Source organism: Ignavibacteria bacterium, from assembly GCA_017303675.1.
In the GTDB taxonomy this organism is placed as follows: domain Bacteria; phylum Bacteroidota; class Ignavibacteria; order Tepidaquicellales; family OLB5; genus OLB5.
Genome location: JAFLBX010000002.1, coordinates 1,070,878 through 1,090,097, shown reverse-complemented (window position 1 = coordinate 1,090,097; position 19,220 = coordinate 1,070,878). Strand labels below are relative to the sequence as shown.

Genomic DNA, 19,220 nt, shown 5'->3' with positions numbered 1-19,220 from the left:
TGAATTACCGTCAAAATTAATATTGTGATCAAAGTATGAAAACGAAAAGTTTAATCGTATTGGCCATTTTGTGCTTATTTAGAGTTGATTTGTACTCTCAGGAATCCTTATCCGGTGATACTGTAAATACTAACACCAGGCCTGAAATAACAATTTCAAAGTGTGAAAATTCATCAGTTAAAATTGACGGCGTATTGAATGAAATTGTTTGGGAGACCTGCCAGACTGCGGATGGCTTTGTGGAAATTCAACCCGGTGATAATCTGCAGGCATCAGTGAATACAGAAGTAAAAATGACTTACGATGATGATCACCTGTATGTTGCATTTACATGTTATGATGACAGAATATCAAAGCTGCGTGCAAATTTATCTGACAGGGATAAAATGTACCAGGATGATTATATCGGCATTTTACTGGATACATATAATGATCATAAGCAGGCGTATGAAATATTCCTGAATCCTTTTGGAATTCAGGGTGATGGAATTTGGACGAAACAGGGCGAAGAAATGAATTTCGATATGCTCTATGATGCGGAAGCAAAAATTTATAAAGATAAATGGATAGTTGAGCTGGCAATACCCTTTAAAAGCCTTAGGTTTCCCGATAAAGATGACCAGCAGTGGGGTGTGCATATAATCCGTACGCGTCCGCGTGAAAGCCGCACACAGTTTTCCTGGGCTAAAGTATCAAGGGATAATTCCGAATTTTTGAGCCAGGCGGGAATACTTAAAGGTTTTAAAAAACTAAAAAAAGGTAAACAGCTGGAGCTGCTGCCGTATGTGATAGGCTCGCAGTCCGGTCAAAGAGAAGATACATATAACCCGGAGTCACCTTTTGTAAATGAAAAATTCAGAGGTGATCTTGGGATCGGAATTAAATACGGTTTTTCATCCAACCTTACCGGAGAGCTTTCATTTAATCCTGATTTTTCACAGGTTGAAAGTGATGCAGCACAGATAAATGTTAATTCCTCATCTGCCGTTTTTTACCCTGAAAAACGGCCGTTCTTTCTTGATGGAGCAAATATATTTAATTCTTATATTAATGTAGTTTATACAAGAATGTTAAATAACCCTTTATATACTGCCAAGCTTATTGGAAAGATAGATGATATTGATGTTGGCTATTTGATGGGGTATGACCAGAATACACCTTTTATAATACCTACAAAATATGGCAGTGATTTTATTTTAACGGATCTTAAATCTTTCGGGAACGCACTCAGATTAAAAAAGAGCCTTAGCGGATCTTCATTTATAGGTTTTATAGGAACAGACCATGAAACAGGGGATAGCTATAACAGGGTAGCGGGTTTTGACGGTTCATTTAATTTTGCTGATAAGTATTACTTCAATTGGGAAGCGCTTGGCTATTTTACTAAAGAGCTCAATGATACAGGATTATATTCCAATTCCACCAGTATAAATAACAATGGTAATGATGCCGGGTTTAACGGTGAAAAATTAAGCGGGTTTGGGGGTACTTTTTCGCTTGTGCGTAGTTCACGCCACTGGAACGGGGAGATCTTTCTTAACATAGCACCGCCTGAAGCAAGGCGGGAGCTGGGCTACATGAGCAAAAATGATTTCAGGGAGCTTGGCATATGGCAGGGATTTACCATTTATCCTAAAAATTCAGTCTTCCTCAGAATTGAACCGAATTTTAACGGGGGAGTGCAGTATGATTATGACGGAAGAATAAAAGAACAATGGTTCATTCCTCAATTTTATATTCAGTTTAAGCATCAAATAAACTTAAGCGGCGGATTCCTGGCTGTTAATAATGAAAATTATTACGATGTATATCATAAAAATGTAAACAGGGGCTGGCTGAACATTAACATCAATACTTACAGCAAGGCAACAGGAGGCGCTTTTTTTGAGCTTGGTAAATATATTGTCAGGTTCGAAGAGCCTTCATATGTAGGCTGGGGTTGGAATGCCGAGGCATGGCTTACTATTAAACCGCTTAATAATTTGGTAATGGAAAATAACTACAGTTACTTTGAGCTGGCAAAAGAAAAAGGCGGTGAAAAGCTTTATACCGGTTATATCTTCAGAAATAAAACTTCATTCCAGTTTACAAGAAAATTCTTCCTGAGACTTGTTGTACAGTATGATTCATTTTCCAAAAGCTTCGATATAGACCCGCTTTTAAGCTACAAATGGAATCCATTCACTATATTTTATATCGGCTCAACACATAATCTTGCTGATATAGGTCCTTCGCCAAATCACAGCAGATTCCTGGAAACAAGAAGGCAGTTCTTTGCCAAGTTTCAATATCTGATAAAGCTGTAATAATTTTAATTAATATTGGTATAAGAGTTTTTTCGTGGTAAAACGGAGGGTCTTTATGATTAAAAGATTCTCCGTTTTACTTTGCTACTACGTTCAGAAGGTTCTGAACTGTTCCGTATAGTGACCAGAAATATTGTACATTATAAAATAAAATGTATAATACTACTATTGTTACCTGGAACATCGAAATTACAAAATTTACTGCTTTCATTATTCTTTCCCTTAAAGTACTACTGTTTTATACTAGTCAAAATTAAGGGTTTCAGCTAGTTATCTCAATACCATATATTAGGGATATTAAATTTATAACAGCTAAATATGTGAATAGTAATGAAAAAATGCGTATAATTGTAAACTGCGCATACCGTCTACACGGTATCGAGTTAAAAAAAAGCCGATCGACTCGGCTTTTTCTACAAGAATAATTAGATCTTTAACGATATTTATTTTATCTAAACAGGTTTATTTTGCTAGGATCATTTTCTTAGTTTCGGTATAACTATTAATTCCGTCATTAAATCTTAAAGTATAAAAATAAATTCCGCTTGCGAGATTATTTGCATCAAATTTTACGGAATGTTCTCCTTTAACTTGTAGCTTATTTACCAGACAATCTATTTGTTTGCCTGCCATATCATAAACTGTTAAAATTACGTTCCCGCTGCTTTTTAAAGAATAATTTATCATTGTAACAGGGTTAAACGGATTAGGATAGTTTTTCAGGCTTACGCTATGATCTTCTTTGGAATTTAATGATGTATAGGGCTGTGTAAATGTAACCCAGTTTATTCCGCCGTTTGTTGTGTATAATAATGAATCAGTCAAACCTCCTGCGATTCCGTAAGTACTGCTGCCAAATCCTAATCCGGTTAAACTATGCGAAAACGGAGAATTAATAATTGCCCAATTTAAACCGCTGTTTGTTGAACGCAAAATTATACCTGAGCTTGTTGTCCCTGTTAAATCATTCTCACCGGCAAATTCAAGACAATATATTTCCGTTGAAATTCCTGTTAATACTGCCTCCCATGTAACACCCCTGTTAACTGAACGTAAAATTTTCCCGTTCTCAGTCCCGCAAACAACAATGTTACCCCTCGAAGTTATAGAAAGTATATCTTCCTGTACCGGCATTGTTACAGTAAACCAGTCTGAATTATTTATTGTTGCCAGGCAGGTACCGCTTTCGCCAACTGCAATAATATTTATGACCCTTGATGAGCCCGGCGGAAATGATACCATCTTGTTTAAGTTCAAAGATGTCTTTAAAGAAACCTCATTCCATGTACCACCATGATCTGTTGAGCGAAGCATTGTGCCGCTGCTACCGCATATATAATAATTATTTTGATCATAGATCAGTATATCATGAAGATCGTTATATGTAAAACCGGTTGAAATATTCCATGTGCTTCCCGCATCACTTGATCTTAAAATTATCCCGTTTTCACCTGCTGCAAGCATTAAGGCAGAGGAGTTATGGTTTACAAGGTATTCTGCAAATGTGCAGGTATAAATTACGTTTGTAATATTTGCTGAAATATCAGCCCAGGTTACTCCGCTGTTATCTGATCTCATTAACAGGCCATTTTCCCCTGAAAGCATAACCGTTTGCTCATTTTTGAAGCTTATATCAGTAATATTACCAGGGTTTTGCGCAGATATTGATATTTCTAAAAGTATCAATATTAAAGATAAGAGTACTGTTCTGTAAATAAATGTGTCCAATGATTTGTTCTTTTTAATGCTGCTCATGTGCAATAGGGTTTTATTTTTATTGCAATAATACGCCGGTAAAATTACCGGCGTATTATCTGGATTGGTTAGAATGATGAAGCGAAAATTATTTAGTTTTTCAAATATTATTTCGTTAAGATCATCTTCATTGTTTTGGTGATCTCATTTGTGCCTGTGTTCACTCTTAAAACATAGAAGTATATTCCGCTTGCAAGGTTTGATGCATTAAAGCTTACTGAATAAGTACCTGCACTGTGGAATGAATTAACAAGCGTGCTTACTTCTCTTCCTGTCATATCGAATATCCTGATATTCACATCGGCATTATCGTTAATTGAATAACTTATAAGTGTTGAAGGATTGAACGGGTTCGGATAGTTTTGATTAAGCTTTGCCTGTTCATTTTTAGAAACTTTGAATCTGTCACCTGCGGGATTTTCTGACCATGTTAACCCGCCATCTGTAGTGTAAAGCTCGGTTCCGGCTTCACCGGTTGTGATACCAAAATCACTGCTGCCAAAGCTTACTGAATACAGATCGTTTGTAGTCGGGGTTTGAACAACGGTCCAGTTATCACCTAAATCATTGCTTATAAGCATTATACCGTTCTCTGCTGATGCGATCAGGTCCTGTTTATTCTCGTTCCTTATATATTTTATAGAAAATATATTAACATTTGTGCCTGAATTTACAGCTATCCATGTTAAACCGCCATCTATGGATTTTATTATTTCACCGTTATTGCCGGCTGCAATTACAACCTGTTCATCTGCAAAAGCAACAGCATTCAGGTTGGTAGTTGTCCCGCAAACAACCGGGGTCCAGTTTCCTGCTAGATCACTGTTTACAAGGACAGTTCCGCTGTCTCCAACAATAACAGGCATCCTTTTGTTTATTTCCGGTACATCCGGTGCCATTGCCATCATTTTCAGGTTTTTATCAGTATTAACTTCAATACTTGTCCATGTTTCACCAAGGTCCTGTGAAAATAATAATGTACCATTGTTTCCGCAAACATATATCTCATCAGATTTACGTGCATAAATGTAATTCAGATTTTCGGTTGTGCCTGTTGTCAGTAAGCTCCAGTTTGCTCCGCTGTTTAGTGATTTAATAATTACACCGTTCTCTCCGCATGCAAAATGCACGGTTTGAATTCCGCCTGTGGGATCAGTGTAAACAAATGATTCATTGCTGAAAAGCACATTTGTTATACCAGCATCCAGAACAGACCAGTTCAAGCCGCCATCTTCAGTGCGCATAACAAGGCCATCCTGGCCCACCATTGTTGCTGCAACAGAGGTTTCAAACTTAATGCTGAACTGGTTCAGCGGAGTCTGAGAGAATAACCTGACAGCGGTTAAAATAAATAACATAATAAATAAAGCTGCGATTGTTTTGTTGAGTCTCATATTGGATCTCTCTTTCATATAGGGTTTAAAGTTGTTTAATTTTGCTGAAATTACAGGTTAATACCTTGTAATATTTAAATATCTTTATTGATGATTTAATTTGTAAGTGTTCAGCATTCTGATGCAACATAATTGTAAGTTATTATAAACTCAATAGCTGATTCAGCTATATTGTATCATATAAAAAAAATGCCGCTGTTAAAAAGCGGCATTTTTAAGTTATTTAATTTTATTTTATTTTGTTAAGATCATCTTCATTGTTTTGGTGATCTCATTTGCACCTGTGTTAACTCTTAATACATAAAAATATATTCCGCTTGAAAGGTTTGATGCGTTAAAGTTCACAGAATAAGTTCCGGCATTATGGAATGAATTTACAAGTGTTCTTACTTCTCTGCCTGTCATATCGTATATCTTGATATTTACGTTTGAATTATCGTTTACAGAATAGCTTATTACTGTTGAAGGATTGAACGGGTTAGGGTAGTTCTGGCTGAGCTTTATGGTCTCTTTTTTGCCGGTATTTACGGGATTCAGCTCAACTCCATTGGTCCACGTTAATCCGCCGTCTGTTGTATATATCTCTGTTCCTTCTGACCCGGTAGAAATTCCGAATGTGCTGCTGCCGAAGTTCACTGAGAACAGGTCGTTTGCTGTTGGTGATGTTACAGAGGTCCATGTATCTCCAAGATCTGTTGAAATTAAAATTGTTCCGTCTTCGCCTGTGGCTATAATATCACGTTTGGTTTCATCTGTCAGGTATTTTATATCAAACAGGTTAAGAGTTGTTCCTGTTGTTACAGCTGTCCATGTCATACCGCCATCAATTGATTTTAATATCACACCTGTGTTGCCTGCTGCAAATACTGTCTGCCCGCCTGCAAACGTTACTGCATTAAGGTCAGTTGTAATTCCGGATACACCTGCTTGCCAGGTTACACCAAAATCTTTGGTATAAAGTACTGTGCCTGCTGTTCCTACTGCTAATGCTTTTACATCTTCAATATTCGCATCGTTGCCTGCAAGTGCCATTTTCTTTAATGTCTCTGTAGTATTTACAGAAAGCGGTAACCATATTGTCCCCATATCATAGGATACAAGCATTGTACCGTTAGCGCCGCATGCGTACATTTCATATTGCGAACGTGTAACTATACAGTAAAGATGCTCAGTTGTGCCGCTTGTAACAGTCTGCCATGTTGTGCCTTTATCGAAAGTTGCAAGAATAATACCGTTTTCGCCTGCTGCGAACTGGTATATCTGCTCTCCGCCTAACGGATCAACAAATGTGAACATATCATTGCTGTATAACACATTTGTAATTCCTGAAGACTGTGTACTCCAGGTTAAGCCTGCATCAGTTGTGCTTAATATCAAGCCATCCTGGCCAACAAGCGTTGCTGTTGTCGGATTTTCGAACTTAATGCTGTTTTCATTAAGCGCAGTCTGTGAATAGATCTTAACTGCTGCTAAAATAAAAAATACTGCTGAAAAAATAATAAAGGTTTTAGTGAGTTTCATAATGTTACCTCTTTCATAATGGGTTTGTATAAATGTTTTAATGTATTAGACTACCGCTTTTTCAGATATTCTAAAAATTATAAATATTTGTTGTTATTATCAATGTAAGTGTTCATTTTTAATACTTAACAAACTTAAGATTATAAACTTAACAGCACAATAACGAAATCCGTTAATTATGAATTTACGGCAAATAAAAAAAGCCGCATTTAGCGGCTTTAAACAATAGTTAACTAGATTAAGTTATTTCGCAAGTATCATTTTAACTGTTTTTGTAAAGCTTCCGGTATTTATTGTATAAAAATATACGCTGCTTGAAAGTCCTTCAGCATTGAAGTTTACTGTGTGAAATCCAGCCTGGAATTCACTATTTGCAATAACAGCAGCTTCTCTGCCTGTGATATCGTATACTTTTATGCTTACTTTTGAATCAACCGGCAGGCTGAAATCGATCTTTGTTGAAGGATTGAACGGATTAGGATAATTCTGGGAAATTGAAAATTCTGAAGGAATGTTTGAATTTGTGTTAACTGTATTTCTGCCATTAATACCTGTATTTACAGGATCAGATTTTGAGCCATTGAAAGGATTGCCGAATTCAGGATTATAAGTGAACTCAAAACCGTTTTTAATGATCTCAAACCTGTTCATTTTAACCGGGCAGTTTACAGCAAGATTTCTCTGTAAAGAAATTGTGTTGTTTAATTCAAATTTTTCAAGATTTGAAGGAATTATAATTGCTCCGTTTCCTGAAATGTTCTGTATGCCTGTGCCGCAGAATACTATTCTGAACTTGCTGTCTGTAAACTCTGAAAACTTTAATGTGCCTTCAGCATTAATATTTCCGTGTATCCTGAATGAAGGAGTATAAGACGGGTTTGTATTTTTAATCGTTAAATTTGCGTTGTTTTTAACAGTGATATTGTTGATGTTAATATCTGAGCTAAAGGATTCAGTTAAATTAACAGTTGTACCGGCTTCAATTGTAAGATCAGCAATGTTTCTGCCTGCAAGCGGTAATGAACCTATATTGTTAATAACCAGGTTGCTTGATTCTTCAAATGTTACTTTTGAGTTCGGAGCGTTTACGCCGAAAGGATTTACTGCGTTTGAATTATCTATCTTGAATGTTGAGCCGCTTTCAAAAACCACAGCGTTATTTACGCCTATTGTATTAAAAATACTTCCGGGGCAGCGCTGTGTGAAATTTGAGCCCTGTTTGAATTTTAATGCCATTGCATCAGCAGCATTTATGTAATGTGCTATTGAACCTTCAAAGCTCAAATTTCCGCTTATTGAGCCTGTTGCACCGGTACCTAAATAAACGTTAAGTGCAGGGTCATTACCTGAAATTTTTAAGCTGGAACCTGATTCTACAACCAGATCTTCGCCTTCAGCTCCTTTAATTGTAACTAATTTTGCATTTCCAGTTGCCGGAGAAAGAACCAGATTGGTGTTGTTCTTTACAATCAGCTGGCCTATTGTTACCTGGTAAACGTTGGTTACGTTAAGTGTTCCTGAATTTTCAAATACAAGAATATCGGTTACAAGCCCGATCTGGCGAAATGGAGTCCAGTTTCCTGCTGTTGAAAAATTGGAATTAACGGAACCGTTCCATGTATAAACGGTCTGTGAAAATGAAAAATTTGATAAAATTAAAAAAAGAAGTGTGAAAGAAAAGAGTTTGGTTGTTTTTGTCATTTGAAAAGATTAGTTATTAATGGTTTTTTAATCTTTTCTGCATATTCCCTTGCTAATTATGTACAAATATAGCATTCAAAGTACATACGAAACAATTGCCCAAAAGTGTATTTTTATGTCACTTATAGCCCTAGTGTATCCCTAAAAATACTACTACTCTCTCGGGTAATTAGTTAGTATTTTATTATGCGAAATATGAACGTAATTGAGGTTTTTAAGGGGTGGATTACTGAATTACGGCAGTAAAATTAAAACGCCGCTTTTTTAAGCGGCGTTAGCAGTAACAATACGAAGGAGGAACAAGAATAATTTTGTTGAAAGGGTAAAAATTCCTCTATTTCGTAAGGATCATTTTATTTACTTTTGTGATGCTGCTTGTTCCTTTTAGTACAAATAATTTATAGAAATACACTCCGCTTGAAAGTCCTGATGCGTCAAATCTAACTGTATGATTCCCCGTGGTCTGATATGATGAAACCAGATTTGCGACTTCGCGTCCTGCAGCATCATATACTTTCAGGGTTACATTAGCGTCATAAGGCAGCTCATAACTGATATTAGTTGATGGATTGAACGGATTCGGATAATTCTGTTTTAAAATGAGGTTTTGTGATTTGCTGCCGAATACAATATTAAATGAAGGGGAAATGTCATCCCATGTGGCTCCGCCGTTAGTAGTATATGCTTCAATCCCGTCTCCGCCAACTGTGATACCATTGTTTGCATCATAAAACGAGACTGAGTTCAGATCATAGTTATCACCAGAAAAACCTTTGGAAGCTTCATTCCATGAATAACCGCCGTCAGTAGTCTGTAAAATAAGGCTGTTATCACCAACAATTATTCCGTTAGTTGAATTAAAAAACACTACATCGTTAAAATCAACGTCATACATTAGCATACTTGGTCCAAACCAGCTGATTCCGCCGTCATTACTTAAGAATATTGAACCCTGGTCGCCAACAACTATTAAATTATCTGCATCAATTGCTTCAACAGAATTAAACTTGTTAAATGTAAAACCAAGATTTAAAGTTGTCCAATGCTGTCCGCCATCTTCAGTTTTTAATAATGTTCCGTAATCTCCTGTTACAAACCCAACAGTAGAATTAATAAATGTAACATCATAAAGATCCTGGGTTGTATTGGATACAGCTACTGTCCATGTTTCGCCTGCATCTACGGAATAATAAATAACTCCGTTATTGCCGCATACTACTGCGTTTGTATTTTGAATTTCAATATCATTCAGGTTTTCAATAGTTCCGGGTAATATTGGTTCCCATGTGGTTCCATTATCTACTGATCTCATAATTATACCGTTTTCACCGGAAGCCAAAGAAACGCCATTACTGATCGATGCACCAAACAGTACTGATGAAATATTTGTTGATTGCTCTGTCCATGAAACTCCATTATCTGTGGACCTCATGATCAATCCGTTTTCTCCTACTAGAGAAATTGTAGTAGAATTTTCAAATTTTACAGCATGTTCATTTAAAACCGGATTTTGAGCAAATAATGTAAATGTTACTAAAACTAAAAGTAATGTGAATTTGAAGTAAGTGGTCAACATTTTTTGATCCTTTCGTATTGGGATTTTTAAAATTTAAAGAGTCCTTGTTCTGCTGCTTATCTTGTTCTAGAATTTTTTACATAGGGTAAACCTTATATACAAAGTTAACTTAAAGGAGGTGTCTACGCAATAACGAAATCTGTTATTTAATTAAAAGGCAGTTCAACTGAACTGCCTTAGAAGGTTTATGAATGAAATTTTGTTATAAACTCATTTTACTAATATCATTTTATTTGTTTTACTGTAGTTTCCATATTCTGACCTAACGTATAATGAGTATAAGTAGATTCCTGCGGCAAGTTTATTTGCGTTAAAAGTAACAGAATAATTACCTGCTAACCTGAAACCATTTATTATTGTTGTAATTTCTCTTCCTGAAATATCATAGACTTTTAAACTTGTATTCCCATTTACAGGTAAGTAAAAGTTAATCTTTGTTTCAGGGTTAAATGGATTAGGATAGTTTTGTTCAAGTTTAAAATTATTCGTTACCATATTTTCATAGTGGCTGGTTTTAGGCTCATCTAATTTGTGAAGTGTGTAGTTTATAACTTCCCAGCTAAAACCCCCATCAACTGTTTTAAGCATTACACCGTTTTCTCCGGCAGCGTAACCTGTTAAATCATCTGCAAAATTCAGACAATAAAGATCTGTGCTAATGCCAGAGTTGATTTCTAGCCAAGTCTCACCCATATCTTGTGAAATGATTATTTTGCCATTATCACCAACGCAAACTATATTCCCGCGTACAAAATTAACTCGATATAAAGCGTCATGTGCTGAATTGGAATATACAATGTTCCATGAGTTACCGCCGTCTATACTTTTAATAATATCTCCTACTGTAGAAGTTGCAAAAACAGTGGTGTGGTCAATAACTCTTACAAACCTGAAACTTAATTCAAACGGTAAAACAGTATTTGGTGCATTCCATGTTGCGCCCGCATCTGTTGTGAAAAATATGTGATTTTTATCACCAACAATCACCCCATTATCAGCATACATTGAAATAGCCCTAAGGTCATTACCGTGATTCTGTATAACAACTTCCCAGTTGGAACCGTGGTCTGTTGATTTGAAAATAGAGCCGTTTCTGCCAACGGCAAAACCTGTACCGTCTTCCCTTGCGTAAACACCGAAAAGATCAGTAGTTGTGCCACTCTGCATGGGTTGCCATGTAGTTCCCGCATCGGAACTTTTTAAAATAGTACCGCCGTTGCCGACTACAACTATGGTATCTCCATCAACAGCGCTTGTTTTCCAAAGATTTTGCACTGTGTTTGATTGAATCTCAAACCATGTCTGTCCACCATCTTCGGTCTTCATCATCATACCGTTATCACCCACTGTTATTCCGATTTCTGGGGTACTGAATTCCAGACATCTAAATGTGTTTTGTGCAATAAGTAACTGTGTTGTTACAAATGCTAAAAAAAACATGGTTGTTTTAAATATTAAGTTAAGAGTTCTCATCCTGTAAACCTTTCTTTTAAGAGTAAATATTGATTCTGCTTTTATTGGGAATTCTTATTATAAGTGTTTATTTTGTATTTATTAACTGCTTTACAATTATACAAGAAGCCATAAGTTGTTGCAATACCTTGTTCTAGTGATAGGCACGCAAAAAAATTGGAATGATCTTCAAATTAGTATTTAATTTCAATAATTATTTTGAAATAACAGTAGTATTTTTTTACGAGGGTATTTTTATTCACTTGTTGCTTAAGTAATCATGCATGAAAATAATACTGGTATATCATAAAAAAAGCCCGGGTTTTTAAGCCCGGGCTTTCGCTATTTCTCTATATCACAAAAACAATTACTTGACTAAAATCATCTTCAGTGTCTTTGTGAATTTCTGGTTATCGCCTTCAGCAACAATTCTGTAGAAATATGTTCCGCTGGCGATATTTGAGCCGTCAAATTCAACGGTATAGAAATCAGCTGATTTAAATTCATTTACCAGTGTTGCTACTTCTTTACCGAGTATATCATATACTTTTATGCTTACCTTACCGTCAAACGGCATTGCGAAATCTATTTTTGATTTCGGGTTTGAAGGATTCGGGTAGTTCTGGCTGATATCGAATACTCCGGGTTTGCCGATTATAACATCGCTGTTATTTGTCGGCTGGTAATATTCAACATTATTGCTGAAATCAACCTGTTTTAGCCTGTATTGGTATGCACCCGTAACTAGTTTTGAATCTTTAAATGTATATTGATGACGCTCTGTAGTTGTTCCGTTACCGTTGACGAATCCAAGCTCTTTCCAGTGAGTGTATCCGCCTTCTGTTTTCAGCCTGCGCTCAACAGCAAAGCCTTTATTGTTGATCTCACTTAATGTTACCCAGCTCAGGTGTGCATCCCTGCTGTTAACAGAGATATCAAATGATTCCATAGTCACAGGTAATGCTGAACCGTCATCTGTTAAAGCAAAAGATGAAAAATCAAACAATCCGTTTACAACTACATTAAAAGTCTGGGTTGATGTATTGTATGTTAAAGTTGAATTATTAGAAGGCTGTGTTAAATGAAATACTTCCCATGTCCCTCCGCTGCCATATTTTGCAAGGATTGTGCTTGCTCCCGGAGTTCCTATTGTATAAGTTTCATTATCGCCAAAATAATATGTAATATCATATGTAGCGCCGGTTAAATTACCCGTAGCATTTACTGTTGTATATGAATTGGAATAATTTCCGCCCAGTACATTTGGAGGATTCACGCCGGAAAAATACTTAACATCAAGTGATGGGTATTCAGTGCCGCCGGTACCCCAGGCAATTCTTGTAACTGGTCTGCCCCATAATGTGTATGTTGAAATTACTCCGTCTCCGGGAGGATTATCAACAGTTGCAGAAGGCGGTGTCATTCCAAGAGCCCCGAATTCATCCGCTCCAATATCTGTTGTACCGCTTCCAACAGAAACAAACCTGCTGTTCCCGCTAAAATCAGATGATTGCCCTGCTATTGCTATTCCTTTGCCTGATACAATCCATGCTTCGGTATTCGCCGTATTAATATTCAAATTACCTGTAGTTATATCCTGTAAAAGGTTTGCGGGATTAATATCTGATGTGACTGTGCTCCATGACTGCTGGTCTCTTGCAAGTGATGTTTTCCACTGAGCAAATGTCTGGTCTGTTGTGTTCCACAAGCCGATCGTGGCAGCGTTAGATCCTATATATACATTGTAGTTGGCATTCAGTGAGCCGGCTGTTGTGCTTGTTGAATAAACAACGTAATGTTTCCCGGTAGCTGAACCGCTGTTTGTTCTTGCATTCACAAACAGGTTGTTTATCATATTATGAGTAGGTGATGCCTTACGTAAAGCATAGGAATTATTTGTACCTGTTGATGCAGATCCGCCGACGTAAACAGAATTATAATACATGTTTTGTATTCCTGTTGCATCGTTCAAGATTCCGTAAATAACCAGCCCGTTTGTGAAATCGGAATTTGAGCCTATATATTCTTTATATGGATTTTCATTGATTACTTCTTCGTTCACACTAACTAAACCTGTTTTGTTGTCATTATTTCCATCCTTATCATTTCCGCTGTTGCCTGAGCCTTCACCTGTCTGTTTTTTCTTTTCTATTACATTAGGCTTTATAACAGGATTTTGCTGAACAGGGTTGGTGTTTTTATTTATTTCCTGTTGTTTAATATCGTAAGTGTTAATGTATTTCTTGCCAACATTGTTATCAGCAGTAGTTTCACCGTTGGTTAATGTAACCATGTTATTGGCTATTGTGCAGCCGGCAGCTCCCCAATACTGGTTAATACCTATAACATGCGGGGCTGTACCCGTGCTTTGATTAGTTAAGCCGCGAATTGAGTTGCCTAAAACACTTACAGTAGAAGAGCTGCTTGTCACCAATGTTCCGTATACACCGGTATTACCGGTTCCTGTAGTTGTTCCGTTTATATTGTAAATAATATTATAATTGATATTAGCTCCTAAGCCTGTTGATGTTAGTGAAATTCCGCACATAGAAAGTGTTGTTCCCGGAATAGTTGCAGAAAGCTGTGTTGCACTGTTCATGTTATATATCTGGTTGCCTGTTATCTGTGCGCTTGCTGTACCGGAGTGTGAAATACCTGTCATAAATCCGGTAGTCGTTGAAGTCGTACCTGTACCAGGTCCAATATCAGTGAAGTTCCTTACAATATTATTTGAATAATTTGGAAGCAAACCAACGCCTGCCTGTGATGACCTGATGCCTGTCATCTGTGCAAATGCTGTTCCGCCTCTGGAATCATACATGCTGTTTGCCACTGAACCGCCTACAGTATTGTTAGTTACATTTATAGCAGTAGTTGCTGTTGAGCCTTCATTAATGCCCACCATTATACAAGCACCTGTATTAGTACCTGCCATTGTGAATCCGCCAACATTATTGTTAGTTATCGATCCAAGTGCGCCCCTCATATCAATTCCGAAAAATGCCGTGCCTACAGTACCTGTGTTTACAGTCATCGTTATGTTGCCGTTTGCTGACTGTGAACCAATTGTATTGCCTGTAATATTATGGTAACCTGCAGCAAGTATCATAGCGTCAAAGTATAAAGTACCCGCTGTTACAGGATTATCAAGTGTTAAGCTGTAATTTGCAATTGTATTGTTTGAAATTGTATTGGCGTTTGTTACTGCGCCTGCAGTAAATCTTATACCGTAAATAAAGTTAGTCACACTTGCAGTAACCGTATTCATTGTCCAAGGTGAGCCGCCGCAGTTTGGAGCTGAGCCTCCGATATTATTACCTGAGATATTGAAGCCGTCTCCAAGTGAATTTGTCATAATAATAATATTCATACCTGATGAAACAGTAGTTGTCCTGGTTGTAGTTTGATATATATTATTATTGGTAATAGTCCATGCAGTTGTACCAGTGTTCATATAAACAGCTGCAACTGCAGTACCGCCATTTAAAAAGAAATCGAAGATGTTACATCCTGTAATTATATTATCACTGTTTCCTTGAGCCACAGTACTGGTTGAACCTGATGAAAATATTGCTATTGCAGGTGTACCGGATGCGTCACTGTTATCCCTGATATCACAGTCGCTGATCGTATTGCTGTCATTTCCGTCTGAAAGCGTAGTTGTACCGAAAAGTATGGTACCCGGTGCAGTCGAAACGTTCGCGTTATTGCTTTCTATATAACAGTTTGTAATTGTATTTCTTCGGGAATCATTAAAGAAAGAAAATGTCGGGTTAGTACCGTTCGTATTTCTGAATCTTAAATATTTCGTACCTGCTGCGTCTAATCCGTTGTTTCCGTCTATTGTTACATAATCATTGCCGTCAAACCTGATAAGTGCGTTAGCTACTGAGCCTGAAATTAATTTTTCGGTAGCATCCTGAGGAACTATCCTTAATGTATAATTTGCGCCTGAAACATCATAACTCAGTGAGTTCAGGTCATTTGTTCCGTCTTCAGTTAAGCTTGTTGTTATAACTGCGGTAATATTACCTGTCATAACACCGGCGTTTAAAGCCGCAAACAAACCGCCTGCGCCGGTTAATGTTGTGAAGTTATCGCCAAAATTCGTACCTACTGTATAAACACCTGAATAAGTTGATGAAATTAAATACTGGTTTATTGTGCCGCCTAAGGGGAACATATTAGCGTAATCTGCAACTGATGTTGGCGAACCTGCATAAGTTCCTGAATTTATCCCGATATTCGGCGTTGAAGCAAGATCCTGTGCTGTTACAAAATATTGGATCACATCACCTGAAGTAACTGAACCGCCGTTTAATATAGTGTAATCTATAGTAAAGTCATATGGTGACGAAGATCCATTGGCTTCTACCCATTTCCACCCGTCATCAAAAAATGTATTGCCATTATATGCGTTTGCATCTGTTGACTTTTTGTAATAACATCTTGGCTTTGTACCTGCTGAATTATTTATACCGCTGGCATCTGTGATCGTAATATTCGGGAAACTCCTGTTTGAACCTGCTGTGCCGTTGCCTAACGCAGTATAGCTTATTGTCGGTCCTACCGCGTCAACACCAACACCTCCAAATTCATCAGCTCCCATATCCGGTGCAGTTGCTGTGAATGTTGAACACTGCGGATAACCTGCATTATTATACCTGGCATTACCGTCAAAATCTGTTGTAATAGAAATTGGTGATGAAACAATTGCGCCGTTGCTTTCTACCTGAGTAGAAGTACATGCAGCAATATGCAGGTCATACGGTGATGAGCTTGTATTTACAAATGTTGTGTTCTCTGTAACCGAATTTGCGTCTTTAGGTGAAACTCTTGTTTTGTATGCTGAAAGTGTCTGGTCGCTGTTTGTACCATCGTAGTATATCAGATTGTTTGCCCCGGGTGTACCAGCGTACAAATTATTCCTGTCTGATGTTGTCTGGTAACTGGTAAGTGTTGTGGAACTTCTGTGATGAACAACAGATATTCCTGTGCCGTTTGGCGTTGATTTATTTATGAGAATGTTATTTCTCATATCAAGATTATATGTTGTGTTTGAATATACTGCGGCGGAACTGAAAACAGCCCCTGTTCCTGTTGCATCCAGATATATTGTATTATAAAAGAAATTTGCAGCACCGAAATTGTGCATATATCCAATTATTGATGTACCGGGAAGTGCTACCGAAGCATTTGGCGCTTTTAATTCATGAATATAATTGTTATATATGTTAAATGTTGTTCCTGATGTTACAGTTGCCATACCGAATGTTGCCGGAGATAAACCTGTTGCATTGTAACTTATGAGGTTATATATCTTATTATTAAATATACTTGCAGTACCCACGTAACCGACCTGTAAACCCGCTGCCTGACCGCCTGCAGCACCGGTACCGGCAGTAATATTATATATTAAATTATTGGAAATATTTTTCGAGGGGCTGCCGCCTGTCTGGCATAATGCACCCATTACTAAACCAGTTCCATTGCTCGAGAAATTGTAAAATGAATTATTTACCAGATTTTCAGTTGTTGTACCTGATCCGTTATTGTAATAGCCATATGTTGCATTTGTTGATGTAGTAGGAGTAGTGCTTAAACCATAAACTGTATTGTTATATGTGTTTGCTACAGGTGAACTTTGGCTCGCGTATATACCATATAAAGCACCTGAAGTTGTTCCTGTGCCTTTTGTTAACGTGTGTATAGTGTTGCTGTATATTGCCACGCTGTCTGCAGATGTAGCTGTTAAATACAATCCGGCTAGCACACTCGAAGTTGAGTTATTTGTGTTATTATTTATTGTATTGTTATATACTTTAAATGTTCTGCCGGAAGATGAATTATATATACAGTACATAATACCAGTACCTGCAACAGATTGTGACCTGCTTAAATTCGTTACTGTATTGTTCCCTAGTAGCCACTGGCTTCCGGCATTTGAATTGCCGCCAAATGTATATATACCGTAGATTCCGCCGGTGGATGTTGTCGTTCCGTTTCCCGCAGTGAAGTTATCAACTGCGTTGCCGGTTATATTGACATTATATGCTGATGAAGACTGGTAAATGAAATAAATTGATCCGGTTGTAACAGTATTCCAAACACAATTCTGAACAGTATTATTGGTTATGTTTATCGTATTTGTCGTTCCGGTCCCGCCCATTGCATTGTTTATCCCGTAGGTTGAACTTGTTGTTGAATTGCTGGTTAGTGTTACAGTATTATTATGAATATCTGCATTTGAGTTAACACCCGTTGATAAAAATATTCCATATAATGTTGATGTATGCAGAAATGTTCCGTGTGAACCTCCAATAATTGTGTTGTTTTCTACTTCCAGATCATTCTGGTAAATAGCGTAAACACCATAACCTGTAGATGAACTGCCTCCAAAACTATTAATTGTATTTGCTCCTGCTACTCCTATATCATTATTTTGGTCATAAAGAGTATATGGTGAAGCTGCATTATATCCGTTTAATTCAATACCCACATATGCTGTATTAATTGTATTGCTGTAAAATTGACAGTTTGAGATTGTACCTGAAGCTGCTGTAATTGTCAATGATGTAGTAGAAGTTGTCAGATGGTTGCCTGTGTAAATACCTTTTGTGTTTGTGTATATTGTTGTATGAGTATTAATATTGATTACACAGTTTCTTATTATAATATTCTGTGAAGCATCTGTTGCTGATGCTTTAAGAATAGCATAGCCCCACTCCATTTTAGTCGTAGTTGTAATATTTGTTGTCGGGTCTGTAACATCAATACCGTCAAAAGTTACATAATCAGTTCCGCCAAACTTTACTATTCCATCAAGTGTAGTTGAAGTCCCTGCAGCTGCCGTAATTAACGGATTAGCTCCGGCTCCTGATTTCTGGAATGTTACAGTGTTAGTTGAATTTGGAGTTGTATTTGTAAATGTAATGTTTGCTGAGGTTTCAGTATGCCCGGCAGCAACATTAAATACAACAGGTCCTGATACTCCTTGAGTATTCAGTGCAGTTACAGCTGCAGAAATTGTTGCATAGCTTCCGGGAATAGTGTAAGTTCCGCTAAGCTGTGAAAAAGAAGTTTGAGTAAAAATAGCAGTTAAAGCGATAACTGCCAACAGAGAGAATAGCTTTTTCATATAGATAGTAAATTAAATTTTAAAATCGTTATTATACGGCAAAACAAAGCCTTAGCTTTATTCTGCCAAAACTTAAATATGAATGAAATTTTAGTTAATTTGCTGTTACCCCGTTCGCTATTTACAAAACAAACTCAATATTTTCAAGGGTTTTTGACAGAATTTTGAAAAATACCATCTAAAAGTTATTACTTTTGCATTGACTTTATATATCGCTTGAAATATCATTTGCAACTAATATATTTTATTCATCTTATGTTAAGATTGTTTTGCAAGGAGTTGTAGGAATATTTGGTATATGGATTTGTCGCATATTACGTTTTCACGGTATAATTTTTGCAACGTACTGTTTTAAAGACAGTTTTAGTTGAAAAATA

General features: G+C 37.0%; 8 protein-coding genes. 1 reads left to right on the top strand and 7 read right to left on the bottom strand.

The genetic code is table 11. The features are described 5' to 3' along the window. Window positions 1–89: 89 nt before the first annotated feature. A complete protein-coding gene (locus J0M37_14315; GenBank protein ID MBN8586261.1) occupies window positions 90–2,306 on the top strand; it encodes a carbohydrate binding family 9 domain-containing protein in 2,217 nt (738 codons plus the stop codon). A 462-nt stretch (window positions 2,307–2,768) separates the two neighbouring features. Here the strand turns inward: J0M37_14315 and J0M37_14310 are convergent, their stop codons facing one another. From J0M37_14310 to J0M37_14280, 7 genes are all read right to left on the bottom strand, one after another. Beyond that, entirely contained in the window at window positions 2,769–4,034 is a 1,266-nt protein-coding gene (locus tag J0M37_14310) for a T9SS type A sorting domain-containing protein (GenBank protein ID MBN8586260.1), read from the bottom strand. Between the two features lie 134 nt (window positions 4,035–4,168). Further along, window positions 4,169–5,455 carry a T9SS type A sorting domain-containing protein gene (locus J0M37_14305; protein MBN8586259.1) on the bottom strand — a complete coding sequence of 429 codons (1,287 nt, stop codon included), beginning with the start codon at window positions 5,453–5,455 and terminating at the stop codon, window positions 4,169–4,171. A 234-nt stretch (window positions 5,456–5,689) separates the two neighbouring features. Continuing rightward, on the bottom strand, window positions 5,690–6,751 hold the full coding sequence (locus J0M37_14300) for a T9SS type A sorting domain-containing protein (GenBank protein ID MBN8586258.1): 1,062 nt from the start codon (window positions 6,749–6,751) through the stop codon (window positions 5,690–5,692). A gap of 468 nt (window positions 6,752–7,219) precedes the next feature. Further along, window positions 7,220–8,677 carry a T9SS type A sorting domain-containing protein gene (locus J0M37_14295; GenBank protein MBN8586257.1) on the bottom strand — a complete coding sequence of 486 codons (1,458 nt, stop codon included), beginning with the start codon at window positions 8,675–8,677 and terminating at the stop codon, window positions 7,220–7,222. A gap of 334 nt (window positions 8,678–9,011) precedes the next feature. Beyond that, window positions 9,012–10,253: a T9SS type A sorting domain-containing protein gene (locus J0M37_14290; protein MBN8586256.1), complete on the bottom strand. Its 1,242-nt coding sequence runs from the start codon at window positions 10,251–10,253 to the stop codon at window positions 9,012–9,014. 210 nt (window positions 10,254–10,463) lie between these two features. After that, window positions 10,464–11,726 (bottom strand): T9SS type A sorting domain-containing protein, encoded by a 1,263-nt coding sequence (locus J0M37_14285; protein ID MBN8586255.1) that lies wholly within the window; start codon window positions 11,724–11,726, stop codon window positions 10,464–10,466. A gap of 346 nt (window positions 11,727–12,072) precedes the next feature. Beyond that, window positions 12,073–18,843, bottom strand: coding sequence for a T9SS type A sorting domain-containing protein (locus tag J0M37_14280; GenBank protein ID MBN8586254.1), 6,771 nt, complete (start codon window positions 18,841–18,843; stop codon window positions 12,073–12,075). Window positions 18,844–19,220 lie beyond the last annotated feature (377 nt).

What these genes read in the sequence shown, in the direction of transcription:
- J0M37_14305 (MBN8586259.1), bottom strand. Translation starts at nt 5,455, where the DNA reads ATGAGACTCAACAAAACAATCGCAGCTTTATTTATTATGTTATTTATT.
- J0M37_14300 (MBN8586258.1), bottom strand. Translation starts at nt 6,751, where the DNA reads ATGTTCACATTTGTTGATCCGTTAGGCGGAGAGCAGATATACCAGTTC.
- J0M37_14295 (MBN8586257.1), bottom strand. Translation starts at nt 8,677, where the DNA reads ATGACAAAAACAACCAAACTCTTTTCTTTCACACTTCTTTTTTTAATT.
- J0M37_14290 (MBN8586256.1), bottom strand. Translation starts at nt 10,253, where the DNA reads ATGTTGACCACTTACTTCAAATTCACATTACTTTTAGTTTTAGTAACA.
- J0M37_14285 (MBN8586255.1), bottom strand. Translation starts at nt 11,726, where the DNA reads ATGAGAACTCTTAACTTAATATTTAAAACAACCATGTTTTTTTTAGCA.
- J0M37_14280 (MBN8586254.1), bottom strand. Translation starts at nt 18,843, where the DNA reads ATGAAAAAGCTATTCTCTCTGTTGGCAGTTATCGCTTTAACTGCTATT.